19 protein-coding genes and 2 pseudogenes are annotated in these 23,775 nt (G+C 74.0%); 5 read left to right on the top strand and 16 right to left on the bottom strand.

Translation table 11 applies throughout. From position 1 onward, the window contains the following. The first annotated feature begins 8 nt into the window (after positions 1–8). Entirely contained in the window at positions 9–992 is a 984-nt protein-coding gene (locus ACZ4M5_RS12165; RefSeq protein WP_467735687.1) for an aldo/keto reductase, read from the top strand. Positions 993–1,042: 50 nt separating this feature from the next. On the opposite strand, the gene ACZ4M5_RS12160 is transcribed toward ACZ4M5_RS12165, so the two are convergent. Next, positions 1,043–1,390, bottom strand: coding sequence for a hypothetical protein (locus ACZ4M5_RS12160; protein ID WP_467735685.1), 348 nt, complete (start codon positions 1,388–1,390; stop codon positions 1,043–1,045). A 216-nt stretch (positions 1,391–1,606) separates the two neighbouring features. Here ACZ4M5_RS12160 and ACZ4M5_RS12155 point away from each other — a divergent pair, with 216 nt between their 5' ends. Continuing rightward, on the top strand, positions 1,607–2,032 hold the full coding sequence (locus ACZ4M5_RS12155; RefSeq protein ID WP_398108704.1) for a DUF6328 family protein: 426 nt from the start codon (positions 1,607–1,609) through the stop codon (positions 2,030–2,032). Between the two features lie 15 nt (positions 2,033–2,047). Here the strand turns inward: ACZ4M5_RS12155 and ACZ4M5_RS12150 are convergent. The 4 genes and pseudogenes from ACZ4M5_RS12150 to ACZ4M5_RS12135 form a co-directional block, all read right to left on the bottom strand. Further along, positions 2,048–2,668 (bottom strand): annotated as a pseudogene (locus ACZ4M5_RS12150) (DUF2238 domain-containing protein); the annotation flags it as partial. 127 nt (positions 2,669–2,795) lie between these two features. Beyond that, on the bottom strand, positions 2,796–3,221 hold the full coding sequence (locus ACZ4M5_RS12145) for an SsgA family sporulation/cell division regulator (RefSeq protein ID WP_467735683.1): 426 nt from the start codon (positions 3,219–3,221) through the stop codon (positions 2,796–2,798). 60 nt (positions 3,222–3,281) lie between these two features. Beyond that, a pseudogene (locus ACZ4M5_RS12140) lies at positions 3,282–4,332 on the bottom strand (hypothetical protein). Positions 4,333–4,486: 154 nt separating this feature from the next. Beyond that, entirely contained in the window at positions 4,487–5,458 is a 972-nt protein-coding gene (locus tag ACZ4M5_RS12135) for an LLM class F420-dependent oxidoreductase (RefSeq protein ID WP_467735681.1), read from the bottom strand. Positions 5,459–5,531: 73 nt separating this feature from the next. Here ACZ4M5_RS12135 and ACZ4M5_RS12130 point away from each other — a divergent pair, with 73 nt between their 5' ends. Then, positions 5,532–6,971 carry a serine hydrolase domain-containing protein gene (locus ACZ4M5_RS12130; protein ID WP_467735679.1) on the top strand — a complete coding sequence of 480 codons (1,440 nt, stop codon included), beginning with the start codon at positions 5,532–5,534 and terminating at the stop codon, positions 6,969–6,971. Here the strand turns inward: ACZ4M5_RS12130 and ACZ4M5_RS12125 are convergent. The 5 genes from ACZ4M5_RS12125 to ACZ4M5_RS12105 form a co-directional block, all read right to left on the bottom strand. After that, positions 6,963–8,600 carry a protein kinase domain-containing protein gene (locus tag ACZ4M5_RS12125; RefSeq protein ID WP_467735677.1) on the bottom strand — a complete coding sequence of 546 codons (1,638 nt, stop codon included), beginning with the start codon at positions 8,598–8,600 and terminating at the stop codon, positions 6,963–6,965. The genes ACZ4M5_RS12130 and ACZ4M5_RS12125 overlap by 9 nt on opposite strands. 350 nt (positions 8,601–8,950) lie before the next feature. Beyond that, positions 8,951–9,910 carry a threonine/serine dehydratase gene (locus ACZ4M5_RS12120; protein WP_467735675.1) on the bottom strand — a complete coding sequence of 320 codons (960 nt, stop codon included), beginning with the start codon at positions 9,908–9,910 and terminating at the stop codon, positions 8,951–8,953. Positions 9,911–9,981: 71 nt separating this feature from the next. After that, complete coding sequence (locus tag ACZ4M5_RS12115) at positions 9,982–10,503, bottom strand: DUF3291 domain-containing protein (protein WP_467735673.1); 522 nt, start codon at positions 10,501–10,503, stop codon at positions 9,982–9,984. Positions 10,504–10,636: 133 nt separating this feature from the next. Beyond that, the gene (locus ACZ4M5_RS12110; RefSeq protein WP_467735671.1) at positions 10,637–11,692 is read right to left on the bottom strand and encodes a tetratricopeptide repeat protein; all 1,056 of its coding nucleotides are present in this window, start codon (positions 11,690–11,692) and stop codon (positions 10,637–10,639) included. 185 nt (positions 11,693–11,877) lie between these two features. Then, entirely contained in the window at positions 11,878–12,555 is a 678-nt protein-coding gene (locus tag ACZ4M5_RS12105; RefSeq protein WP_398108267.1) for an AIM24 family protein, read from the bottom strand. A gap of 307 nt (positions 12,556–12,862) precedes the next feature. On the opposite strand from ACZ4M5_RS12105, the gene ACZ4M5_RS12100 reads away from it, so the two are divergent. Then, complete coding sequence (locus ACZ4M5_RS12100) at positions 12,863–14,110, top strand: SGNH/GDSL hydrolase family protein (RefSeq protein WP_467735668.1); 1,248 nt, start codon at positions 12,863–12,865, stop codon at positions 14,108–14,110. 31 nt (positions 14,111–14,141) lie between these two features. Here ACZ4M5_RS12100 and ACZ4M5_RS12095 read toward each other — a convergent pair whose 3' ends face one another. From ACZ4M5_RS12095 to ACZ4M5_RS12080, 4 genes are all read right to left on the bottom strand, one after another. Next, positions 14,142–17,078: a helix-turn-helix transcriptional regulator gene (locus ACZ4M5_RS12095; protein ID WP_467735666.1), complete on the bottom strand. Its 2,937-nt coding sequence runs from the start codon at positions 17,076–17,078 to the stop codon at positions 14,142–14,144. A 106-nt stretch (positions 17,079–17,184) separates the two neighbouring features. After that, positions 17,185–17,538, bottom strand: a complete 354-nt coding sequence (locus tag ACZ4M5_RS12090; protein ID WP_467735664.1) for a UBP-type zinc finger domain-containing protein — start codon at positions 17,536–17,538, stop codon at positions 17,185–17,187. Next, positions 17,535–18,980 (bottom strand): ATP-binding protein, encoded by a 1,446-nt coding sequence (locus ACZ4M5_RS12085; RefSeq protein ID WP_467735662.1) that lies wholly within the window; start codon positions 18,978–18,980, stop codon positions 17,535–17,537. Before ACZ4M5_RS12085 ends, ACZ4M5_RS12090 begins: the two co-directional genes overlap by 4 nt. After that, the gene (locus ACZ4M5_RS12080; protein ID WP_467735661.1) at positions 18,977–20,653 is read right to left on the bottom strand and encodes an NAD(P)/FAD-dependent oxidoreductase; all 1,677 of its coding nucleotides are present in this window, start codon (positions 20,651–20,653) and stop codon (positions 18,977–18,979) included. The genes ACZ4M5_RS12085 and ACZ4M5_RS12080 overlap by 4 nt, the downstream gene beginning before the upstream one ends. A 181-nt stretch (positions 20,654–20,834) precedes the next feature. Here ACZ4M5_RS12080 and ACZ4M5_RS12075 point away from each other — a divergent pair, with 181 nt between their 5' ends. Continuing rightward, positions 20,835–21,728, top strand: a complete 894-nt coding sequence (locus ACZ4M5_RS12075; RefSeq protein WP_467735659.1) for a universal stress protein — start codon at positions 20,835–20,837, stop codon at positions 21,726–21,728. Position 21,729: 1 nt separating this feature from the next. Here ACZ4M5_RS12075 and ACZ4M5_RS12070 read toward each other — a convergent pair whose 3' ends face one another. Beyond that, positions 21,730–22,962 carry a DUF4032 domain-containing protein gene (locus ACZ4M5_RS12070; protein WP_467735657.1) on the bottom strand — a complete coding sequence of 411 codons (1,233 nt, stop codon included), beginning with the start codon at positions 22,960–22,962 and terminating at the stop codon, positions 21,730–21,732. A 41-nt stretch (positions 22,963–23,003) separates the two neighbouring features. Further along, complete coding sequence (locus tag ACZ4M5_RS12065) at positions 23,004–23,750, bottom strand: MBL fold metallo-hydrolase (protein ID WP_467735655.1); 747 nt, start codon at positions 23,748–23,750, stop codon at positions 23,004–23,006. Positions 23,751–23,775 lie beyond the last annotated feature (25 nt).

The raw sequence follows: 23,775 nt of genomic DNA, 5'->3' as shown, positions 1-23,775 counted from the left end.
TGACGCCCATGGACGAGCGCACATTCGACAGGTCGGGCCGGCACGCCTCCGTGATCGGTCTCGGCACATGGCAGCTGGGTGCCGACTGGGGAGACGTCGACGACAAGGAAGCCCTCGCCGTGCTGGAGGCGGCGGCCGAGGCCGGGGTGACCTTCTTCGACACCGCCGACGTGTACGGCGACGGCCGCAGCGAACAGACCATCGCCGCGTTCCTCAGCGGACGCCCGGACCTGCACGTCATGGTGGCCACCAAGATGGGCCGCCGCGTCGAGCAGATCCCCGAGAACTACGTCCTCGACAACTTCCGCGCCTGGAACGACCGTTCCCGCCGCAACCTCGGCGTCGACCGGATCGACCTGGTGCAGCTGCACTGCCCGCCGACACCCGTGTACTCCACGGACGAGGTCTTCGACGCGCTCGACACCCTGGTCGAGGAGGAGCGGATCGCCTCCTACGGCGTCAGCGTGGAGACCTGCGCCGAGGCGCTGACCGCCATCGCGCGGCCGAACGTGGCCAGTGTGCAGATCATCCTCAACCCGTTCCGGATGAAGCCCCTGCGCGAGGTGCTTCCCGCCGCCCGTGCGGCGGGCGTCGGCATCATCGCCCGCGTCCCGCTGGCCTCCGGACTGCTGTCGGGCAAGTACACCGAGGAGACCGTCTTCCCGGAGAACGACCACCGTGCCTACAACCGGCACGGCGAGGCCTTCGACGTGGGCGAGACCTTCTCCGGCGTCGACTACACCAGCGGTGTCCAGGCCGCCGCCGAGTTCTCCGCGCTCGCTCCCGAGGGCTGCACCCCGGCCCAGCTGGCCCTGCGCTGGATCATCGAGCAGCCCGGCGTCACCAGCGTCATCCCCGGCGCCCGCTCACCCGAGCAGGCCCGTGCCAACGCGGCCGCGGCCCGGCTGCCGGAGCTGCCCGCCGCGACACTGGACGCCATCCGGGACCTGTACGACCGGCGCATCAAGGACCAGGTCGAACACCGCTGGTAGCGCCGACCGGGCGGCCGGGCAGCTTGGCTGCCCGGCCGCCGGGCCCGCGGTCACGGCTCCAGGTGCAGCTCCCTCTCCTGCTCCTGGTCGCCGGAGGCGGCACCCTCGTCGCGGGCCGTGAAGACCCGGGTGAGCGTCTCGCTCGCCCGGCGCACGGCCTCGGGGCTGCCCTGCACGGTGACGGTGACCGGCGCGGACAGACGTCCCGCGTCCTGTCCGCCGCCGTCGGCGGCACCCGCGTCCGTCTCGCCGTCGAAAGTCGCGGTGTGCACCGTCGCGTTGCCGTCGGCCGGGCGTTCGTCGGGCGCCCCGAAGGTGCCCTCCAGGGCCCGGACGACCGTGCGCGCGTCGTCGGCGCCTCCGCCGCTGAGCGTCACGGTGAGCTGCGTACCGGACATGCGTCCACGACCTCCTCGGGATGTGCTGCGTTCGAGCCGTCCGTGTAACCGTCCACCGGTGGTTCAAACCGGCGCCGACCGGGGACGACGGCGCGTTACGGGGCACACGGGGAGGGAAGGCCGCGTCGAGCACCGGGAGGAACCGTGCCGGAGACGTCCGAGGGCGGAGCCGCGCGCCGCGGGCGCAACGAGACCGAGGAGGAGCGCGCCGACCGGATGTGGCAGGAGCTCATCCAGGAGGTCCGCGTCGCGCAGATGGGCGTGCAGATCCTGTTCGGCTTCCTGCTCACCGTGGTCTTCACCGACAAGTACGACGACCTGTCCGCCACCGACCAGACGATCTACCTGGTCACGGTCGTCCTGGGCGCCTGCGCCACCGGGGCGCTCATCGGGCCGGTGTCCCTGCACCGCCTGGTCGCCGGGCGGCGCATCAAGGCCCAGGCCGTGCGGGTGGCCTCCCGGTTGACCCTCCTCGGCCTGCTGCTGCTGCTCGCCACGACGACCGCCTCACTGCTGCTCATCCTGCGCGTGGCGACGCACAACGGCTTCGTGCCCTACCTGGTCGCCGGGGTGGTCGGCTGGTACCTGCTGTGCTGGTTCGTCCTGCCCCTGTGGACCCGCCACCGCTACACCGCCCGGTGACGGCCACCGCGCCGCGAGCTGCCGGTCGTGCACCCGGCCGAGCAGCAGCAGGGAGACGGTCGCGCCGATCAGCGCGCAGAACATGTCCCATTGGGTGTCCCACACGTCGCCCTGGGTCGCCAGGAAGGCGTCCGCCGCGTGCCCGCCGGCCACCGCGGCCGCCCATTCCAGCATCTCGAAGACGGCGCTGAAGGCCAGGCACGCGCACACCGTGAGCGGTGCCAGCCAGCGGCTGCCCCGCAGCGGTGAGGTGCGCACCAGCAGCTCACGCACCAGCACGGCCGGGACGAAGCCCTGCATCAGATGGCCCAGCCGGTCGTACGGGTTGCGGTCCAGGCCGAAGGTGTCCCGGGCCCAGTCGCCGAGCGGGACCTCGGCGTACGTGTAGTGACCGCCCACCATCAGCACCACCGCGTGCGCGGCGAGCAGGCAGCACAGCAGCTGCGTGAGCGGGAAGCGCCGCCACACCAGCACCAGCAGCGGCAGGCCCACGAGGACCCACACCGTCTCCAGGAACCAGGTCGTGCGGTCGTGCGGATTCCAGGCGGACAGCGCCAGCACCGCGACCACGCCCAGGGCGAGCGCGGCGGGCAGGGACGGGCGCGGACGCGAACGCACCTCGGACAGCGCGGACATGGCGGGCTCCTCTCGTGGCAGCCCATCGTCCCGGCGCCGGGTGCGCGGTGCCATGAGTACGGCTACTCAGCCCGGCACCGGTGGTTCGACCCGGGTCGGCCGGGGTCCCGGCCCAGCCGGCCGCCGCTCAGCTGCCCGCCAGGATGTCCGCCAGGAAGTCGTCGATGCAGACCTCCTCCTGGCCCGGCGGGACCACCTCGTGCGTCTCCCGCAGAAACGCCGCCAACGCCGGGGCCCAGGCGAACACGATCGCGTGGTGACGGCCGCCGTCGGACCGGACGTCACCGAGGAACTCCATGCGCAGCTCCCGCCACATGCCCCGCGACTCGGGGCGCATCCGCACGTCACCGATCCCCACCGGGCGCCGCAGCGCCTCCCCGAGCATCTCCCGGTCCAGCTGCCACCGGGCCAGAACCCGGCCGTCGTGGCTGAAGACGACGGTGACGGCGAACGGGTCCGCCGCGTCGTAGCCGAGGTGGGCGAGCACGGAGAAGCGGTCCGTGTCACCCGCCTGCAGCTGCACCACCACGGTCTTGTGGACGAACGAGTTCACGAGAGGGCCTCCGGAATACCGATGTAGAGCCCTCTTGTACCCCCGAATCGGCAGTGATGCTCAGCTCAACGGGTGATTCCCGCGAGCACCGCGGAGCGAGTCGATGCATACGGCAACGGCCCGCTGGAGCTCCTCCAGACGCTGCACCATGTCGTCCTCGTAGAACTCACCGGCGTCGTCGAAGGTGAGCTCCTCGAACACCTTGGTCGCCTTCTCCAGACTGCTGTAGAACCTGGTGCGCCGCTCCTGCACCCGCAGCCCGGGATCGGCCTCAACGGCCTCGACGACCAGCGACTTCATGGTGCCGTAGGCCTCCGCGGCCCACTCGCCGGCGTCCTCGCCCTCGTCCAGCTCGTCGAGGAGCGACAGATGCCGCTCGGCCTCCTGGCGCAGCTCGGCGGGCGCCTGGACCGTCTGGCCGGCGGGTGTCTTGATCTGCCCCGACTCGGCGATCTGGCGCACGTAGCCGATGCGGTCGGCCGCCCTGCTCTCCCCGGCGACGGCCTTCTTCAGCTCATCGGTGCGCACCACGTCACGGGCCAGCTCCGACTGCAGTTCCGGGTCCTCGCGGACACGGTCCAGCAGGGCCTGGCGGGCCGCGCGGGCGGTGGAGGGGTCGGCGAGGATCGCGGCGCGCAGCGCGGTGGGGTTCTCCGCGACCTCCAGGGCCTTCGTGGGCCGGATGCCCTCGGCCGCGGCGGCCTCCGTGATGGCGGTGCCGCGCTGAGAACCGGCGTTGCTGCGGGAGACGTAGTAGTCCGGCCACACGTCCGCGTCGGGAAGCTCGACCTCCTCGCCGGGCGTCAGGGCCTCGAAGTGCGGCACCAGTCCGTCGTCGGCCGCCCGGTCCCACGCCTTGTAGTACCGCATGACCCGCTCCGGGGAGCACCCGGCCAGCTCGGCGAACTCCTTCGCCGACACCTTCGGCGTGTCGCCCGCCGCCTGCCCGCCGGGCCGCACACTGCGCCACCTTCAGCCCGAAGGCCCACCCCCCGGTCCGGGCGTACGCGCCGAACTCGCGCGCGTCGCGCGCGACGAGGTCGGACACGGGCCCGGGGGACGCGGGGGAGGTCGCGGAGGAGGTGTCGGGCGGGGTGAGGGCGACGGTCACGGACGACTCTCCTGGGTGGGGGCGGCGCTAGAATGCGGGACGGAAGCCTATCGGCACCCGCCGCGGCGGATGGAAACGCACACGAGGAAGAGCCCCCCGGAGCGGAGGGCTCGACTCGTCCGAGGACAGGCCGTGCGGAGGCCGGCGCGGGACCTCAGGCGAACGCGTCGCGCAGCGCCGGCAGAAGGGTCTTCTCCGACCAGTCCAGGTACGCGGGCTGCGACTCGCCGCCGATCTGGACCAGGGCGACCTCGGTGAACCCGGCCTCCACATAGGGCCGGACGGCCTCGACGAACGCCTCCGGGTCGTCGCCGCACGGGATGGACTCGGCCACGTCGTCCGGGGTGACGAACTGGGTCGCCGCCTCGAAGGAGTCCGGGTGGGGCAGTTCCGCGTTGACCTTCCAGCCGCTGCCGAACCAGCGGAACTGGGAGTGGGCGCGCTCGACGGCCGCGTCCCGGTCCGGGTCGTAGCAGACGGGCAGCTGGCCCACGCGCGGCTTGCCCTCGCCACCGTGCCGGTCGAACGCCTCCAGCAGGCCCGCCTTGGGCTCGGTGGCGATGACCAGGTCGCCGAGCCGGCCCGCGAGTTCGCACGACCGCTCGCCCGAGACGGCGATGCCGATGGGCGGCGCCTGCTCCGGCAGGTCCCACAGGCGCGCGGACTCCACGTCGAAGTGCGTGCCGCGGTGGTTGACGTGACCGCCCTGGAAGAGGGCGCGGATGATCTCCACGGCCTCCTCGAACATCTCGTGCCGCACGTCCACGGAGGGCCAGCCGCCGCCCACCACGTGCTCGTTGAGGTTCTCGCCCGAGCCCAGTCCCAGCCGGAACCGGCCCTCCGAGAGCAACTGAACCGTCGCCGCCTTCTGCGCCACCACCGCCGGGTGGTAGCGGAACGTCGGGCACGTCACGTACGTCATCAGCGGAATACGCGACGTGGCCTGGGCGGCCGCTCCGAGCACGGCCCACGCGTAGGGCGAGTGGCCCTGCGAACGCAGCCACGGGAAGTAGTGGTCCGAGGTCACCGAGAAGTCGAAGCCGGCCTCCTCGGCGCGTACCACGTGGTCCACGAGGTCGCGGGGGCCGGCCTGCTCGGTCATCATCGTGTATCCGATTTGCACCATGTCCCCCGGGTCCCCTGACAGTGGCCGGGAAAACGGCCGATCAACACCACGGGGGGTGGGCAGGATGGCTCCCATGAGTCCTGTCCCGCTGTCCCCCTCCGGCCCGGCGGCCCAGGGCGTCGACGCCCGCGGTGTCCACGCCTTCCTGGACGCCCTCGAGGCCGCGCCCGAGATCGAGCCGCACAGCCTGATGATCGTGCGGCACGGCCATGTGGTGGCCGCCGGCTGGTGGGCGCCGTACACCCCGGCCCGCCCCCAGCTGCTGTACTCGCTCAGCAAGAGCTTCACCGGGACCGCCGCCGCCCTGGCCGAGGCAGAGGGCCTGCTCGACTTCGACGCCCCGGTGATCTCCTACTTCCCCGAGTTCGAGGCCGACGTCACCGACCCGCGCAGCCGGGCCGTCCTCGTGCGGCACGTGGCGTCCATGGCGAGCGGCCACGACCACGAGACGCTGCAGGAGGCGTACGCGCAGGACCCCGCGGAGCCCGTGCGCGGGTTCCTGCTGGTGCCTCCGGACGCCGACCCGGGCACGGTCTTCGCCTACAACCAGCCCGCCACCTACACGCTGGCCGCCATCGTGCAGCGGGTGACCGGGCAGCCGCTCACCGCCTACCTGCGTCCCCGTCTGCTGGATCCGCTCGGTGTGGGCGAGGCCGTGTGGCGGCGGGACCGCACCGGCCGGGAGATCGGCTTCAGCGGCCTGCACGCCACCACCGACGCCGTCGCCCGGCTCGGGCAGCTGTACCTGCGCGACGGGGTCTGGGACGGTGCGCGGCTGCTGCCGCAGGGGTGGGCCGCCCGGGCCGCCCGTCCGCGGACCCCGACCGCCAAAACCATGGGGACGGCGGACCGCGACGACTGGGACCGGGGCTACGGCTACCAGTTCTGGTCCTCCCGGCACGGCTACCGGGGCGACGGCGCGTACGGCCAGTTCTGCATGGTCCTGCCCGAGCAGGACGCGGTGATCGCCGCGACGTCCGCCACCGAGCAGATGCAGCAGTACCTCGACCTCGTCTGGAAGCACCTGCTGCCCGCCTTCGGCCCCGAGCCGCTGCCGGGCCGCGAGGCCGCCGACGCGGAACTGGGCGAGCGCCTCGCCGGCCTCGCGCTGCCGCCCGCCCCGGGCGGGAGCGCGCCACCGGGACCGGCCGGGGACCGGGACACCGCGCGCTTCCGCGCCGCCGACGGGTCCGGGCCGGTCCGGACGGCCTCGGTGGCACGGGACGAACGGGGCTGGACACTGTCCCTCACGGGCCGCGACCGCGACGACCGGCTGGACCTGCGGATCGGCGCGCCCGGGTGGACGGTCGCCGAGACGCCCGTCCCGACGGCCGTCAGCGGCGGCTGGAGCGACACCGGCACGCTCGCGGTCGAGGTGCTGTTCCTCGAGACCCCGCACCGTCTCGCGGTGACCTGCTCCCCGGCCGACGGGACGCTCACCGCGCGCTGGCACACGCCACCGCTCCACCCGGGACCGCTCACCTCCCTGCGGGCGCCGCGCGGCTCACACTGATCCCGGGCGGAACGTTCTCAGGAAGGTGCGCAGGGCCTCCTGGTTGCGCCGGTCCCGCCAGTCGGCGTCCGGTGTCGTCCAGCGCAGCGAGAAGCCCTCGCCGCCGCCCAGCAGAAAGCCGCGGCCGAAGGTGTGGACCCGGGTGCCGCCGGCGTCCGCCGTCCATTCCATGTCGGCGGCCTCCCGACCCTGGTAGGTGGTCGCGCGGATCCCGCCGATCCTCCGGTAGCCGCCGTAGCGTCTCAGGTCCGGTTCGACGTCGTCCCGCCACACCGCCACCGGGTCGGGACCGACGCGGGCGCTGTAGGTGACGGCCAGCGTGCGCTCGTCGCCGTCGGCGCCGAAGACCACCCGGTACGCCAGGTCGCCCTGGCGGTCGGTGTCCAGCCGCTCGAAGTCCTCGGGGAGCGCGACGGTGAAGCCCTCCGGCGCCCGGTAGCGGTGGAAACCGGGCGGCAGGGCCGTGGCGGGAGCGGACGGCGGGGGTGCGGAGGGCGGGGACGACGGGCCGGGGGAGGGGTCCCGTGTCGGGGCGGGCGGGCCGGTCGGGGCGGGGCTGTCCGGTCCGGTGCCGTCGCCCGGCGAGGCGGCCGACGCCGGTGGCGGGGCGGGCGCGTCGGCCGCGTCGCCGCCGGTGCCGCCGCCGGGCAGGCCCTGGGTGGCGGCCAGTACGGCGACCGTGAGCGTGACGAGGGCGAGGGCGGTGCCCGCGACCATGGTCCGTCTGTTCCAGGCCGGGCCCCTGGGCCGCACGGCGGCGTACAGCCCGCGCAGCCGGGGAGCGGGTACCGCGGCCGTGGCCGCCTCGCTGCCGCCGCTGAGCGCGCGGGTGAGCGCCTCGCGGACCACCGTGCGGGTCAGCCGCTCACGTGAGTCCTTGCGCAGCAGCCCCTGCACGACCTGGGTGAGCGGGCCCGCGCGCACCGGGGTGCGCAGCGGCAGCCGGTCCACGGCCTTCAGGGTGGTCTCCGGGCGCCCCCGGTCCCGGAACGGCGGGCGCCCCTCGACCATCGTGTACAGCAGCGCCCCCAGCGTCCACAGATCGGCAGCGGGGCCGATGCGCTGGTCCCGGGCCTGCTCCGGAGAGGCGTACGCGGGGGCCGTCAGACGGGGGGCGAGGGTCGCGCCGGCCAGTCCGTAGCCGGTGACCACGACCGACTGGTCCTCCCGGACGAAGATCTGCCCGGGGCTGAGCTCCCCGTGGGTGATGCCCTCGGTGTGCGCGGCGTCCAGTACGTCGAGCAGGTCCAGCGCGATGCGGGCGGCGCGCACGTAGTTGAAGGTGCCCTGCTCGGCCAGGAGTTCGGCGAGGGGGGTGCCGTCGATCCACTCGTTGACCGTCCACAGGGTGCCGGGTTCCTCGACGGCGTCGACGACCGCGGCGATCCGGCCGGGGCACAGCAGCGCCATGGCCTCGGAGGTGCGCAACAGGCGTGCGGCGGCCCGGCGTTCGCCCTCCGGCGGCCCCGGGGGGAGCCCGGTCTGGGTGACCAGGCAGGGGCGGGAGATCTCCCCGGCGCCCAGGTCCTCGGCGTACCAGCAGATGCGGTTGGTCTCGCGCTGGACGATCTCGAGCAGCCGGTACCGGCCGGCGACCAACTGGTGTGTGGAGACGTGCGCCCTGCCCATGGCCATCCCTCGCTGGAAACCTGGCTCTCACCCTTTTCCAGGGGTACGGCGAGCGGGGCCGCCGGTGTTCAATCCGATCGCAACTCCGGGCCCATTCCTGTCTTTTGTTCAATGGACCCGAGCAGGTGTGCGAGGCAAGGCCGTCTTCGCCGCTTCCGGGCGGCCCACCTCGGGTGACGGCGGACCCGGCCCGGCGCCGGGAATTCCCGCGCGCCGCGCCGGAATCGCCGAAACGCCTCCGGCCTCCGGTAACCGCCGGTAAATGCCGGGCTCTTTCCCGGTCCGGGCCGGTGATTCCGCCGACTTCCGCCGCCGAATTCGGCGCGGGAAATACCGGCCCGGCGCGGGACTCAGCGCAGCCCGAAGCGTTCCGACCAGGCGATCACGTCCCGCGTGGTGGCGTTGCCCCCGCACACCACCAGCCCCAGCCGGGCACCCTCGCCCACCCGGTCGAGGACCTGCCGCGCGGCGGGCATCAGACAGCCGGCCGCCGGTTCGGTCCACACCTTGGCGTGGTCGGCCAGATCCAGCACCCCCCGGACCGCCTCCCGGTCCGGCACCACCAGCACGTCGGTGACCAGGGCGGAGACATGGTCGTACGTCAGCTGCGACACGGCCGGGGCGCTGAGCGTGGAGACGATCGACGACAGGGCGACCGGGAGCGGACCGCCCGCCTTCAGGGCCTCGGACATCGCCTGCGCGCCCTCGGTCTCCACACCCCACACCCGCACGCCCGGCCTGCGCGCCCGCAACGCGGCGGCCACCCCGGAGATCAGCCCCCCGCCCCCGACACTGACCAGGACGTCGGTGAGGTCGCCGGCGTCGGCGGCGAACTCCAGGCCCACCGTGCCCTGGCCGGCGAGCACCACCGGGTCGTCGAAGGGGTGGACGAGCGTCAGTCCCTCCTGCTGCAACCGGGTCATGAGGGCGAACGCGCCGTCCATGTCGTCGGTCAGCCGCACCGACGCCCCGGCCTCCTCCGCGACCTGCACGGCGCGGGCGGGCGCCGAGCGGGGCATCACCACGGTGGCCTTCACGTGCAGGGCGGCTGCCATCACCGCGAGTGCGATCCCGTGGTTGCCGCCGCTGACCGCCACCACCCCGGCGGCCCGTTCGGCCTCGTCCAGCGACAGCAGTTTCGCGGCGGCGCCGCGCGCCTTGAACGAGCCGGTGCGCTGCAGCAGTTCCAGTTTCGCGGTGACCGGGACACCGAGCAGCGCCGACAACCCCGGGCTGTCCACCGTCGGGGTGTGCACGACGTGCCCGGCGATCCGGTCGGCCGCGGCTTCCAATTCCGGGATGCCGATCACGGCAGCCATCCTTCCGGCGCGGGTTGCGAGGGAGCGCCGTGACGCACCCTGACCCGGGAAGGGGCGCCGGGTCAATCGACCGGAGTGCCCTGCGGGGTGAACGACCGGCGGAACGTGAAGGCGTGCGGTGCGCAGCCGTGCTCGTGGAGGTGTTCCAGCTTGGCGACCCCCTCCCGCCAGGTGGGTGTCACGCCGTCGGCGACCCACCAGAGCACGTGACTCGGGTGGCCCGTCCTCTCGAACCAGTCGTGGCGCCTGCTCAGCGCCTCCCGGTGCGGACCGCGGTAGACGGCGTCGAAGGCGTGGCGCAGGCCGGTCCAGAGCGAGAGGGTCGCGGCCAGGGCGGTCGTGTCCGCCGTCCGGCCCTTGACGTACCAGCTCGGTGCGGCGAAGTGCCCCCATGCGCCCCAGCCCGCCTCGAAGAGCACGCCCGGGTCACCGCCCGCCGGTTCGGCACGGGCGAGGTATCCGGGGTGCTGACCCATCGTCCGGTACACGGCCTCGCCGCGGTCGTAGAACTCGCGCGTGCGGGGTCCGGGGTCGGCGAGGGGCGACGTCAGGACGCCGAACGTGTACAGCGCGAGGGTGGACATGCGTCTCCCTGGTCGGAAGGGGGGGTGGGGCTTGATGGTCTGAGGGAACGTAGCCGTCCCCGGGGGACCTGTCGACGTTGCGTTTCCCGCGTCCATGTGGCCTCCGAACCGCCGCGTCCCACCCCCGCGGTCGTCAGCGGACCGGCTCCGGCGCAGGGGTGTCCGCCGGTATGCCGAGCTCCACGCGTGCCTGGTCCACCATCGCGCGGGTGTGTCCGAGACCTATGCGCTCCGACGTGGCCGTCAGATCGGCGAGTTCCGCGGCCGTCTCGGCCCGGTCGCGCCCGAGCCGGGCCAGGGACTTGGCGAGGCCGAGGCGGGACAGGGCCTCGCCGCGCGGCTCGCTCATCTCGCGGAACCCGGTGAGCGCCTGCTGGTACCACGCCCGCGCCTGCTCGTAACGCCCGGCCCGGTACAGGACGTTGCCGCGCATCTTGTGGTTGTAGGCGAGCGCGCTCGACAGCCGCATCGCGCGGCAGGTCGTCTCGGCGTCGCTCAGCAGGTCCAGCGCCCGTTCGGTGTCCCCGTCGCGCACGGACACCACGTCGGCCATCCCGCGCAGGGCCCAGGCGTGACCCCGCCGGTCCTCGGCGCGTGCCGCGATCCCGGCCGCCTCCTCGAACAGGGCGTACGCCGAGTCGTACCTGCCGGTGTTGCGGTGCATCTGCGCGATGCCCTCCAGCGCCCACACGGTGTGCCGTGCCTCGCCCCGCCGCCGGGCCTCGGCGAGCAGTTGCTCGTGCAGCCGGCCGACGGCGTCGTAGTCACCCTGGATGCGGCCCGTCTCCGCCAGCCCGGCCAGGGAGTAGCCGCGTGCCAGGGCGTCCCCGCCGCGGTCGCCCAGCTCGGCGGCGAGGTGCAGGAGCCGGCGGGCCAGGGGGAAGGCGCCGCGCTGGCGCGCCAGCGTCCCGCCGCTCCACAGGGCCCAGGCCATCGCGCCCGCGTCCTGCGCCTGCCGGGCCGCCCGGTAGCTGGCCTTCCACGCCCGGTCCGCCTCCTCGATCCGCCCCAGCCGGCGGTGGGCCTCGGCCACCGCGAGCCCGCAGCGCGCGGCCTCCCCGGGTCTCCCGGCGCGCTCGGCGGCCTCCAACTGCGCGGTACCGGCCGCCAGGACGTCGGTGAGGGACGCGTTGACGGACAGGTCCGTGAGGGCGCCCTGGTACTCGGGGGCGAATGCCTTGCCGTACATCGATGCCTTTCGGTCCGTATGCACACCGTCTCTACACTCCATCTATACATAGAGCGTATACACGGAGCGTATAGAGGGGCGGAAACCAGCCCTGGCCACCGGGGCCAGGGCGTCGTCTGTTGCCGGTCAAGACGTCGGGCGGACGGAACGGGTTGTCTGTGAGGCGCAGATCACTCCACGCGGTGTCAGTGCTGCCCTGCCTTCTGCGGTGTCGCCTCGCTGGGCCGCACGACGACGAACCCCTGGCCCTGGAGCATCAGTTGCACCGCCTCGCCCGAACCCCCGCGCAACATCGAGCCGATGGACTGGGAGCGGTGCAGGGACGTCTGCAGCCCGGCCGTCCACCCCACGACGGCGTCGGTGTCGACGTACACCGGGTACTGCGGCGACACCGGGATGACGAGCGGGCTGCCCTCGCAGACCAGCCCCAGCCTGCCCTGACCGGTGAAGACGCTGTTGAACAGTCCGCCGCCGGTCATGCCGGCGCCCTTCACGGTGGAGATGCGGTACGACAGCGTGGCGTCGAAGCACAGGACGTTGCGGCCGTTGACCGTGAACTCGTCACCGGGCTCGACGTCGACGACGAAGCAGTTCTGCGCCTCGTGCGCGAACCACGCCTCGCCCTGCCCGCGCACCGCCATCAGCGGAAGTCCCTCACCGGTGACCGCGCGCTTGAGCATGCCGCCCACGCCCTGGCCCTTGCGTTCGAACTGGAGGTTGCCGCGGTAGGAGATCATCGCGCCCTGGCGGGCCAGCATCTCGCCGTTCACCGTGTACCGGATGCACTTGGCGTTCTCGACCGTCATGCCCGGCGCGACGGCCGGCTGCACCATGTGCTCACTGGAAAAGAGGTCACCCTTCATCCCGGCATCCTCACCCGGACCCTTCCGCTCCGCCAAGATCGTGGCGTGCGGCCCCGGGGCCCGGGGTACGCGACGGGTTCCTCCTCCACCCGAGGGGGACGGCACGGCAGGCCCGGCGGGCCGCCCCGCACGGCGTCGGCGACCGTACGACTACGGTGGCGTACGCCGGGACGGCCCGGGAGGCGCGTTCCCCTCCCGGCGGCCCGGTGACCGCGCGGGACCCCGCCCCGCGACCCCGTCCGCACCCACCGCCCCGAGGGCCTCCCCGTCCCCGGCGGCACACCGACCGGCCGAAGGAGCGCCGACCATGCCCCGCACCGCACGCCCCCGACGACGTGCCGCCCTCGCCGCCCTGTCCTGCTGCGTCGCAGTGGGCTGCGGGACGGACACGGGCCCGGCGGGCGCCCGGCCGACCCGGCCGCCCGCCGCACCGGCCGGGTCCGGCCAGGGTGTCGTCACCTGGGCGGCTTCCGCCCACCGCGTCGGGGAGGCGGCCCGCGGGGACCGCGGATACCGGCTGGTGGTCCACACCAGCGTCGGCGGCAGCGGCCTCAGGGTGCGGCTGTCGAACGCCTTCGGCGACCGGCCCGTCACCTTCGGCAGCGTCCACGCGGGCCTGCGACGGGAGGGGGCGGCCCTCGTGCCCGGCAGCAACCGGCCCCTGACCTTCGACGGCGCGGCCACCGTCACCGTCCCGGCCGGCGGCCTCGTCCTCAGCGACCCGCTGCCCGGGCACGTCCCCGCCGGAAGCGACCTCGCCGTCAGCCTGCGCGTCACCCGGGCCGGCGGCACACTCACCGGGCACACGGCGGCCATGCAGACGTCGTACGTCGGCGACGGCGCCCACACCGCGCAGGAGAGCGCGACGCACTGGACGCGGCGCACGGGCGCCTGGTTCTACCTCGACGCCGTCACCGTGCGGCCCCGCAGAGGCGCGGCGGCCGTGGCGGCCCTCGGCGACTCCATCACCGCCGGCTGGCACTCCACGGCCGACCTGAACCGCCGCTGGCCCGACCACCTCGCCCGCCGGCTGGCGCACTCCACCACCGGCACGGTCGAGGGCGTCGCCAACGAGGGCATCCCCGGCAACCGCGTCCTCAGCGACGGGCCGGGGCAGAGCGGCCTGAACCGGCTGAGCCGGGACGTGCTGTCGCTGCCGGGCGTGCGCACCGTCTTCCTCTTCCAGGGCGTCAACGACATCAAGGCCGAACCCGCCCCCACCGCCGCCCAGCTGATCACCGGGTACCGCACCCTGATCGACCGGGCGCACGCGGCCGGGAAGTGCGTCGTCGGCGCCACCGTCGCCCCCTTCAAGGGCTGGCCCGAATGGGACCCCGCCGCGGAAGCGGTGCGCCGCAAGGTGAACGCCTACATCCGCGACAGCGGCGCCTTCGACGCCGTGACCGACTTCGACCGCGTACTGCGCAGCCCCCGGGACCCCGAGCGGCTGCTGCCGGTCTACGACAGCGGGGACCACATCCACCCCAACGACAAGGGCATGAAGGCGATGGCCGACGCGGTCGACCTCGACAGCCTCGAATGCCGCACCGGCTGACGCGGGCCCGGGCCGGCCGGGCGCGCCGCGCTCACCCCGGCGACGACGGCTGGGGGGTGATCAGGCCCTCCCGGTAGGCGACCGCCACCGCCTCGCCGCGGCTGGAGGCGCCCAGTTTGGCGAGGATGTTGGAGACGTGGACGCTCGCCGTCTTGCCGCTGATGAACAGCTCCTCGCCGATCTGCCGGTTGCTGCGGCCCAGGGCGAGCAGCCGCAGCACGTCCTGCTCGCGGGCGGTGAGCACACCGGCCCGGTCACCGGCGTCCGGCGCGTCCGCCAGCCGGCCGCGCCGGACCAGGGCGTCCACCTGCTCGCGCAGCGGCACCGCACCGAGCCGGCCGGCGGTCTCGCGCACCTCCCGCGCCTGCGCCGCCGCCTCCTCGCGCCGTCCGGCCGCGACCAGCGCCTCGGCGTACCGCAACCGGCAGCGCGTGCGCTCGTACACGTCGCCGTAGCCGAACGCCGCCACCGCCCGGGACCAGGCCGCCGGATCGGGCCCCGAACCGGCGCGCGCCCACTCCGCCTCGGCCCGGGCCAGCCACGCCTGGCCCTCCGGGCCCTGCGGCGCGGCGTCCTCGCCGTGCCCGGCGACGTCCCGGGCCAGTTCCACCAGTTCCGCCGCCGTGTCCACCCAGCGGCGCTCCCCGGCCGCGTCCCCCGTGAGCCGCGCCTCGGCGGCCGCGTCGGCCACCGGGGCCAGCGCCAGGGCGGCGAGCCGGACCGCCACGTCGGGGCGCGTGCCCGCCTCGTCGGTCAGAGCCGCCACCGTGGACCGCGCCCACCGCACGGCTTCCTCCGGGTCACGGCGCAGCGCCGCCGCGTCGGTCAGCACGAGACCCGCGACCAGGCCGGCCATCCAGTCGAACGGTCCCTCGAGCAGGGCGTGCGCCCGGTCGGCGGCCGAGAGGTCCCCGCGGGCCAGGGCCACGTACAGCGCCGGCCCGACCGTGTACCCGCCGGCCGCCGGCAGCACCTCGGCGTCGGCGCGGGCCGCCAGCACGCACTCGTCCCACCGCCCCAGCACGTACAGCACCACCAGCCGCAGGTACCGCATCTCCAGCGGGTACGGCGACGACAGCAGACCGGCGCGCCGGGCCCGGTCCTGGCCCTCCGTCAGCCAGGGCAGGCACTCCGCCGGCTCCCCGTTCTCGTAGCAGCCCATGGCGAGGTTGAACAGGGCCCGCAGTTCCACCGCGGCGTTGCCCGAACGCACAGCCAGGTCCCGGGCGGTCAGCAGCCGCTCCCGGCCCGGCGCTCCCCGCCGCCCGCCCGGGTCGAACCCGGCCAGGGAGATCAGCAGGTCCGCCTGCGCGTCGGTCACCCCCAGCCGCTCGGCCACCTCCACCGCGCGCCGGGCCACCTTCAGCGCGGTGTCGTTCTCCCCGACGTAACGGGCCGCCATCACATGGGTGGCCGCCGCCCACACCCAGGTACGCGAGGGCGGGTCCTCCGGGATCATCGACAGGGCCTCGCTGCTGTAGGCGAACGCCGTGGTCAGACTGTCCACGCTCAGCAGGTTCCCGGCCAGCGTGTAGCGCACCCGCGCGGCGAGTTCGGAGTCGGCGTCCTGCCCCAGGTCCGCCAGCGCCGACCGGGAGAGCGAGACGGCCCGGTGCAGCTCCCCGGCGTGCGCGGCCGCCGCGGAGGCGCGCAGCGTCAGCGGCACGCGCCCCACGGCCGCGTCCGCCGGCCGCGCCTCGGGCGGCACGGCGGGCCACAGGTCCAGCGCCGTCTCCAGGTGCCGCTGCTCCTCGGCCGGCGCCCCCATGCGCTGGGCGTGGTCGGCGGCCTCCAGCGAGGCGGCCAGCGCCTCCGCCACGTCGTGGCTCTCCCGGTAGTGGTGGGCCCGCTCGGCGGCGCTCTCGGCACGCCCACCCCGCCCGGCGAGCAGACGCGCGAACGCCCCGTGCAGCCGGGCCCGTTCCCCGGGCAGCAGATCGGCGTAGACGGCCTCACGGGCCAGGGCGTGCCGGAAGGAGTAGGTGTCGCCGTCCCCGGCGACGAGCAACTGCCGTCCCACCGCCTCGCGCAGGGCGGTCTCCAGCTCCGCCTCGGGCAGGCCGACCGCGTCCCGCAGCAGGTCGTGCTCGACCCGGCGCCCGGCGACGGCGGCGGTCCGCAGCACCTGCTGCGCGGTGTCGGACAGCTGCTCGAACCGGATCAGCAGCACGTCGGCGAGCCCGCTCGGCACTCCGCCGGAGCCGGTGCCGGTGGCCGCGAGCAGTTCCTCGGCGTAGAAGGCGTTGCCCTCGGCCCGCTCCACGATCCGCCGCACGGTGGCGTCCGGCAGGGGCCGCCGCTCCAGCGCCCGCACCAGGCGGTCCACGTCCGGGTCGGTCAGCGGCCGCAGCTCCAGCCGCTCCACGACCGGCAGCCGGACCAGCTCGGCGAGCAGCGGCCGCAGCGGGTGCCGGCGGTGCAGGTCGTCGGCCCGGTAGGAGGCGAACACCGCGAGCCGCCGCCACAGCACACCCCGGCCGAGCAGGAAGCGCAGCAGGTCCCGCGACGACTGGTCGGCCCAGTGCAGATCCTCCAGCACGAGCAGCAGCGGGGCGGTGCCGGCCACGTCGGCCAGCAGCCCCGCCATGCCCTCGAACAACCGCAGCCGGCCGTCCACGTCCCGCACGGAGCCGGTCCCGGCGCCCATCAGCCGCTCCACGACCGGATGGGCGGCCAGGGCGTCCGCGAAGCGCGGATCGGCGGCGAGCACACCGAGGATCTCGGTGAACGGCAGATAGGGCAGGCCCACGTCACCGAGGTCCACGCAGTGCCCGGTGACCACGGTCATGCCGGCCTCGGCGGCCCGCTTCCCGGCCTCGTCCAGCACCCGGGTCTTGCCGACACCGGCGTCCCCGGCGAGCAGCACCGCCCGCGCCTCACCCGCGCGGGCACGCTCCAGCACCCCGGAAAGGCGCGCGAGTTCGGCGTCGCGGCCGACCAAGGGCGCGAGCGATGAAGCCTGGGGCACAGAACCAACTCTCTCTCGCCGGGGACGCGGAGCGCGGCACAGTCGTGCCGCGGGCCCGACCGGCCACGGACGGTCCGCCGCCGGACGACCGGGAAGTACCCGGAAGCTACCCGCGCAGCACCTTCGCCCAGTCCGCGGGAACCCGTCCGGGCGGGCCCGGCACGGGCTGGTCGTCCGGGTGGCTCACCGGCGCGGCCAGTTGGGGCCCCTCCTCGTACAACTCGTTCGTCTCGAAGTTCCAGAACCAGGTCTCACCCGGCTCGTAGCTCTGCACGAAGGGGTGCCCGGTCTGGCGGAAGTGGGCCGTGGCGTGCCCGGCGGGGGAGCTGTCGCAGCACCCCACGTGCCCGCACTGCGCGCACCGCCGCAGGTGGAACCACCAGCCCCCGGCCGCGTCGCACTCCGCGCACCCGCTGCCGCTCGGCGGCACCACCGGGTCGATGCCGTTCGCCTCGCTCATGCCGACTCCTCCTCCGCCGCTGTCAGCGGCAGCAGCACCTGAAATCGCGTGTCCCCCGGTGCCGACTCCACCTGGATGCTGCCGTGGTGCTTGTTGACCACGATCCGCCAGGAGATGTCGAGTCCCAGCCCGGTCCCCTCGCCCACCGGTTTCGTCGTGAAGAACGGGTCGAAGATCCGCTCGCGGTGCTCCGCCGGGATGCCCACGCCGGTGTCGCGGAACTCCACCAGCAGCCGGTCGTTCTCCCGGGCCGTGCGCACGGTCAGCGTCCCGTGCCCGCCCGCGTCGTTCATCGCGGCGACCGCGTTGTCGACGAGGTTCGTCCACACCTGGTTGAGCTCCGCCGGGTAGGCCGGGATCGTCGGCAGGGTACGGTCGTACTCCTTGACCACCTCGATGTCCCGGCCGATCTTGCCCGAGAGCATCAGCAGTGTGGAGTCGAGGAGTTCGTGCACGTCGGCTTGCCGGAAGGGCGCCCGGTCCAGCTGCGAGTACTGCTTCGCCGCGTCGACCAGATGGGAGATGCGGGTGGTGGAGTCACTGATCTCGTCCATCAGCAGCTCGGTCTCGACGGTGTAGTTGAGCCAGCCGACCGCGCTCGGCAGCATGTCCTCGTCCACCGCCGCGGCGACCTGCTCCAGCCAGTCGACGTCGAGGCCGGCCTGGACGAAGGTGGGCGCGATCCGCCAGCCCTCGGGGATGCCCCGGTCGTCGAGCCAGTCGGTCAGCTCGTCCTCCCGGTCGGCGGCCTCCAGCGGGCTGAGCGCGGGGGCCTTGGCGACGCGTTCGGCGGTCCGCTCCTGGATGTCGATGAGCTGCGCCATCACCTCGGGGGAGTACGAACCCTGCGCGATGACCGCCAGCTTGTGCCGCATCTTGCCGACCCGCTCGCGCAGGGTCGCCGTGGCCCGCACCGCCGCGGCGGCCGGGTTGTTCAGCTCGTGCGTGAGACCCGCGGACAGGGAACCCAGCGCCAGCAGCCGCTCGCGCTGGCCGATCATCGCCTGGGTGTTCTTCGAGCCGAAGAACAGCCCCTCCAGCAGATGCACCGCCATCGGGAACCACTCCTGCATGATGCCCGCGAAGGTGTCGGCGGGCAGCACGAAGAACCGGGTCGGCTCGGTGACGCGCATCGAGTTGTTGTAGACCTGCCGCACCCGGTCGCCCAGGTACGCCTGCATGGATCCCGCGTACACCCCGCGCTGGGAGGTCCGGGTCACCTCCACGTCGTCCCCGCCGACCCTGCGGTACAGCACGACCGTGCCGTCCAGCATCACGTAGAAGCAGGTGGCGGGCTCGCCCTCGGTGTAGACGGGCCCGGGCTCGAACCGCTCCACCCGCCCCTCGGCGCACAGCCGGCCGAGCTGCTCCGGCGTGAGTTTCTCGAACAGGAACAGCGCGCCGATCTCCTGCGGGTTGCAGGGCGCCGCCCGGCCGCTCACGACTGCTCCAGGTACCGGTGCACGAGCATCACGGCCATGGCTCCCTCTCCGACGGCGGACGCGACCCGCTTCGCGGACTCCGAGCGGGCGTCACCCGCCACGAACACCCCGGGCACGTTGGTCTCCAGGTGGTACGGCGGCCGGTCCAGCTCCCAGTCCTCCGGCGGCCGGCCGTCGGAGGTCAGGTCGGGCCCGGCCAGGATGAACCCGCGCTCGTCGCGCAGCACCGTCCCGTCCAGCCAGTCGGTCAGCGGGGCGGCGCCGATGAACACGAACACCCACTGCGCGTCGACCTGTTCGGTCTGCCCGCTGTCCACGTCCCGCAGGGTCAGCCGCTCCAGGTGCCCGTCGCCGTGCGCCTCCTGGACGACCGTGCGGGTGCGGACCTGGATGTTCGGGGACTCCTCGATCTGCTGCACCAGGTAGTGCGACATGGACGCCGCCAGCGAGGACCCGCGCACCAGCAGCGTCACGGACTTGGCGCCGCGCGCGAGGTACATCGCCGCCTGCCCGGCGGAGTTGGCGCCGCCGACGATGTACACGTCCTGGTCCTGGCAGGCGGGCGCCTCGGTGAGGGCCGATCCGTAGTAGACCCCGCAGCCGGTCAGGTCCGCGCAGCCGGGGGCGGCCAGCTGACGGTAGGAGACGCCCGTCGCGAGGATCACGCTGTGCGCGGCGACCGCCGAGCCGTCGGAGAACCGGACGATCCGCGCCGCGCCGCCCGCCTCCAGCGCCGTCACCTCGCGCGCGGTGAGGATCTCGGCGCCGAACCTGGCCGCCTGCCGCCGGGCCCGGTCGGTGAGCTGCGCGCCCGACACGCCGTCGGGGAAGCCCAGGTAGTTCTCGATGCGGGAGCTCTGCCCGGCCTGCCCGCCGGTCGCGGACCGCTCCACCAGCACGGTCCGCAGCCCCTCGGAGGCGCCGTAGACGGCCGCGCCGAGTCCGGCCGGACCGCCGCCGATCACCACGAGGTCGTAGAAGTCGGCGGTCGGCGTGGTCGCCAGGCCCACCTTCGCGGCCAGGTCGACCGGCTCCGGCTCCACCAGCGGCGTTCCATCGGGGGTGACGACCACGGGCAGCCGCAGTCCGTCCTCGCCGGCCGCGGCCAGCAGCCGTCGTCCCTCCGGCTCGTCGGAGGAGTACCAGCGGTAGGGCACCTGGTTGCGGGCGAGGAACTCGCGCACCTCGGAGGAGCGGGCCGACCAGCGGTGTCCCACGACCTTGGTGGCGGGCACGGGCCGGAAGTCGCTGGAACGCCACGCCTGGAGCAGGTCGTCCAGGACCGGGTACAGCTTCTCCTCGGGCGGGTCCCACGGCTTGAGCAGGTAGTGGTCGAGGTCGACGACGTTGATCGCGTCGATCGCCGCGCTGGTGTCGGCGTACGCCGTCAGCAGCACGCGGCGGGCGCCCGGGTAGACGTCCAGCGCCTGTTCGAGGAACTCGATGCCGTTCATCTGCGGCATCCGGTAGTCCGCGAGGATCACCGCGACCAGATCGCCGCGCAGCTTCAGCTCCCGCAGCGCGTCCAGCGCGGACTCGCCGGACTCCGCCCGCACGATCCGGTACGTCGCGCCGTAGCGCCGCCTCAGGTCACGGGCCACGGCCCGCGAGACCCCCGGATCGTCGTCGACGGTCATGATGACGGTCCGCGCCGTTTCGGCGGCCTGTGTCATGCGTCCCCCACGCCGGGCGGTCGACTCACGGCGCGGAGTCCCGGGGCACCGCGCCGACCTCTGCCCATCGTATGTTCGATCGCCGCACCGCGCTCCGATACGGAGATCCGCTCCCTGCGGCCACAGGGGGGTGGGGGAGACTGATCGGCATCGTCCGACGCCCACTCCAGGAGGCAGCCGCATGACACGCCCGATCACCGCAGGGCTCGACGGATCGCAGGAGAGCCTCGCGGCCCTCGGCTGGGCGGCCCGCGAGGCGGTACGGCGCGACCGGCCGCTGCATGTGGTGCATGCCTGGCGGGTCGAGGACCGGGAGGCGCTCCCGCCGGGGTTCGAGGGGGACGCGGACCGCCAGGCCGGGTGGGTGCGCGATGCGGTCGACGAGGCCGTCGCGACCGTCACCGAGCGGCATCCCGGCCTGCGGACGACCGTCGACATCGTCCAGGGCGAGACCGTCGGGGCCCTGGTGGCCGCCGCCTCCGGCGCCGAGACGCTGGTGCTCGGCTCGCGCGGGCACGGGCCGATCGTCGGCTTCCTGCTCGGCTCGGTCGGCCAGCAGGTCATCGCCGAGGCGACCCGACCGGTGGTGCTGGTGCGGGCCGCCGACCAGCCGTCGGGCGAGGCGGCCGGACGCGAGATCGTCGTCGGCCAGCAGGGCGAGCCGCAGGACAGCGCGGAGGTGCTGCGCTTCGCGTTCGAGACGGCCGCCGCCCGTGGCGCGACCGTCCGTGTCGTCCGCGCCTGGACGCTGCCGCCGCTGTTCACCTACAGCCCCGGCTCGCTGAAGCTTCTCGACGAGGCCGGGGGCATGGAGCCGTACGAGAAGAAGGGCCTGGCCGACGCGGTGCGGCCCTGGCGGGAGCGGTTCCCCGGGGTGCCGGTGGTGGAGCACGTCGAGATGGGCAGCGCGGGGCAGGTGCTGCTGTCGGTGGCCGGAACGGCCCAGTTGATGGTCGTCGGCCGCCGGGCGCGCCGCACGGCCGTCGGCGCGCGGATCGGCTCGGTCGCCCACGGGGTGCTGCACCACGCGGACTGCCCGGTGGCGGTGGTGCCGCACCCCGCGTCGGCGCGGTAGCTCAGTCCTGCGCCGGCCGCGGGGTCTCGCTCGCCGTCGGCAGGACGTTCTCGATGTAGTCCTCGACGGCCGTGTCCAGGCCGATGTCCTGCTGGGCCCGCTCGGACAGGTACCAGCGGTGCTCCAGGAGCTGGTGGTAGATCTCCGCCGGTTCCACGGCGCCGCGCAGTCCGGGCGGCACGGCCCGCACGGTCGGCCGGAACACCTCCCGCACCCAGCGGTGCGCGAGGACCTCCGGCCGGGCGGCGAGGGGGTCGCCGGGGTCGTAGTCGTCCTGGGTGGCCATCCAGCTCTCCAGGTCGTTCAGCAGCCGCCGGGCCTGGTTCTCCTCGGTGTCCAGCCCCGTCAGGCGCAGCAGCTGGCGCTGATGGTGGCCCGCGTCGACCACCTTGGGCACGAAAGTGACGGTGTCGCCGTTGGAGGCGTGCTCGATCTGCATCTCCGCGACGTCGAAACCGAGGTCGTTCAGGCGGCGGATGCGGCGTTCTATGTAGTGGTACTTGCCGGCCGGGTACACCGAGGTGCGGGTCAGCTCGTCCCACAGGCCGCGGTAGCGGGCGCAGATCTCCGTGCCGAACTCGATCGGGTCCACGGACGGGTGCAGGGCCCCGGACGCCTCCAGGTCCAGCAGCTCCCCGCTGATGTTCACCCGGGCGAGATCGAGGTCGTACTCCCGCTGCCCCGTGCTGAGCCGAGGGTGCAGGTCACCGGTCTCGGCGTCCACGAGGTAGGCCGCGTAGGCACCCGCGTCGCGCCGGAAGAGGGTGTTGGACAGCGAGCAGTCGCCCCAGGCGAACCCGGCCAGGTGCAGCCGCACCAGCAGCACGGCCAGGGCGTCCATCAGCCGGTGCATGGTGGCCGGGCGCATGGTCGTCTCGAACATGGAGCGGTAGGGCATGGAACCGCCCAGGTGCCGGGTGACCAGGACACTCTCCAGCGGGGCCCCGTCCGGGTCGGTGCGGCCGGTGACCACGGCCAGCGGGTCCACCGCGGGGATCCCGATGCGGTCCAGGTCGCGCAGCAGCTCGTACTCGCGCAGGGCGGGCCGCTCCGCCAGCTCCTTCACGGCGATCACCTCGTCGCCGGCACGCGCGTAGCGCACGACGTGCCGGGAGATGCCGCGGGGCAGCGGCACGAGGTACTCCGGCGGCCACTCCTCCAGGGGTACGTCCCACGGCAGTTCCAGCAGGAGCGCGGGGTGCTCCGGGTTGGTCGCGCTGATCTGCAGTGCCATGGGCCGCTCGTCCTCGTCTCGCCGCCGATCGTGGCCTCACTCTAAAGGGCCAGTTCCCGGGCCCTCAGCGCGGCGTCGCGCACCGGACCGCGGTGCACCGGGCCGTGGCCGGGCAGCAGCACCTCGGCGTCCAGGTCCGCCAGTGTGCCGAGGGAGGCCGCGGCACGGGAGCGCTCGCGGTGGAACATGTCGGGGAGCAGCTGCGGCCCCTCGGTGCGTGCGGTGGGGTGCCCGGTGACCAGGGCGTCGCCGGAGATCAGCACTCCGGTTCCCGGCACGTGGTACGCGCAGTGCCCGTCGGTGTGGCCCGGGGTGTGGACCGGGACGGGCCGCCCGGGGACGTCCAGCGCGCCGGTGCCCGGGAAGGCCCGCGGGGCGGTGACGGGGACGTGGGCGGTGCCGCCCGAGCGCAGCGCGTGCACGGCCCACGGCAGCACGCCGGGCCGCCACCCGTTGCGCAGCACCGCGCCCACGCTCACCTGGTGGAGGAACTCCCGCCGCGCGTGCGGCACTTCGGCCTCGTGCAGGTACACGGGCGTGCCGTACGCGGTGCTCAGGTGCTCGGCGGAGCCCAGGTGGTCGTTGTGCGCGTGGGTGATCAGCACGGCCGTGACGGCCTCCGGAGCGCTGCCCACCTGCGCGAGGGAGGCGAGGACCTGCTCACGGTCGCCGGGGTAGCCGGTGTCGATCAGAGTGACGGCGTCCCCGTCGGTGAGGATCACCCAGTTCGTGTTCGAGCCGTGCACCAGATAGGTGCCGTCCGCGACGTGGTGCACGTCCGCCCGCATGATCGCCCCGCCCTGTGTCGGTGTG

This window comes from Streptomyces sp. NPDC026246 (genome assembly GCF_055567995.1).
Note: the sequence above shows the minus strand (reverse complement) of the source record. Positions and strands in the feature narration are given on the sequence as shown.

What these genes read in the sequence shown, in the direction of transcription:
- ACZ4M5_RS12115 (WP_467735673.1), bottom strand. Translation starts at nt 10,503, where the DNA reads ATGTCCACCCTCGCGCTGTACACGTTCGGCGTCCTGACGTCGCCCCTC.
- ACZ4M5_RS12130 (WP_467735679.1), top strand. Translation starts at nt 5,532, where the DNA reads ATGAGTCCTGTCCCGCTGTCCCCCTCCGGCCCGGCGGCCCAGGGCGTC.
- ACZ4M5_RS12125 (WP_467735677.1), bottom strand. Translation starts at nt 8,600, where the DNA reads ATGGGCAGGGCGCACGTCTCCACACACCAGTTGGTCGCCGGCCGGTAC.
- ACZ4M5_RS12070 (WP_467735657.1), bottom strand. Translation starts at nt 22,962, where the DNA reads ATGGCACTGCAGATCAGCGCGACCAACCCGGAGCACCCCGCGCTCCTG.
- ACZ4M5_RS12090 (WP_467735664.1), bottom strand. Translation starts at nt 17,538, where the DNA reads ATGAGCGAGGCGAACGGCATCGACCCGGTGGTGCCGCCGAGCGGCAGC.
- ACZ4M5_RS12160 (WP_467735685.1), bottom strand. Translation starts at nt 1,390, where the DNA reads ATGTCCGGTACGCAGCTCACCGTGACGCTCAGCGGCGGAGGCGCCGAC.
- ACZ4M5_RS12135 (WP_467735681.1), bottom strand. Translation starts at nt 5,458, where the DNA reads ATGGTGCAAATCGGATACACGATGATGACCGAGCAGGCCGGCCCCCGC.
- ACZ4M5_RS12065 (WP_467735655.1), bottom strand. Translation starts at nt 23,750, where the DNA reads ATGCGGGCGGACGTGCACCACGTCGCGGACGGCACCTATCTGGTGCAC.
- ACZ4M5_RS12165 (WP_467735687.1), top strand. Translation starts at nt 9, where the DNA reads ATGGACGAGCGCACATTCGACAGGTCGGGCCGGCACGCCTCCGTGATC.
- ACZ4M5_RS12105 (WP_398108267.1), bottom strand. Translation starts at nt 12,555, where the DNA reads ATGAAGGGTGACCTCTTTTCCAGTGAGCACATGGTGCAGCCGGCCGTC.
- ACZ4M5_RS12100 (WP_467735668.1), top strand. Translation starts at nt 12,863, where the DNA reads ATGCCCCGCACCGCACGCCCCCGACGACGTGCCGCCCTCGCCGCCCTG.
- ACZ4M5_RS12155 (WP_398108704.1), top strand. Translation starts at nt 1,607, where the DNA reads ATGTGGCAGGAGCTCATCCAGGAGGTCCGCGTCGCGCAGATGGGCGTG.
- ACZ4M5_RS12075 (WP_467735659.1), top strand. Translation starts at nt 20,835, where the DNA reads ATGACACGCCCGATCACCGCAGGGCTCGACGGATCGCAGGAGAGCCTC.
- ACZ4M5_RS12080 (WP_467735661.1), bottom strand. Translation starts at nt 20,653, where the DNA reads ATGACACAGGCCGCCGAAACGGCGCGGACCGTCATCATGACCGTCGAC.
- ACZ4M5_RS12110 (WP_467735671.1), bottom strand. Translation starts at nt 11,692, where the DNA reads ATGTACGGCAAGGCATTCGCCCCCGAGTACCAGGGCGCCCTCACGGAC.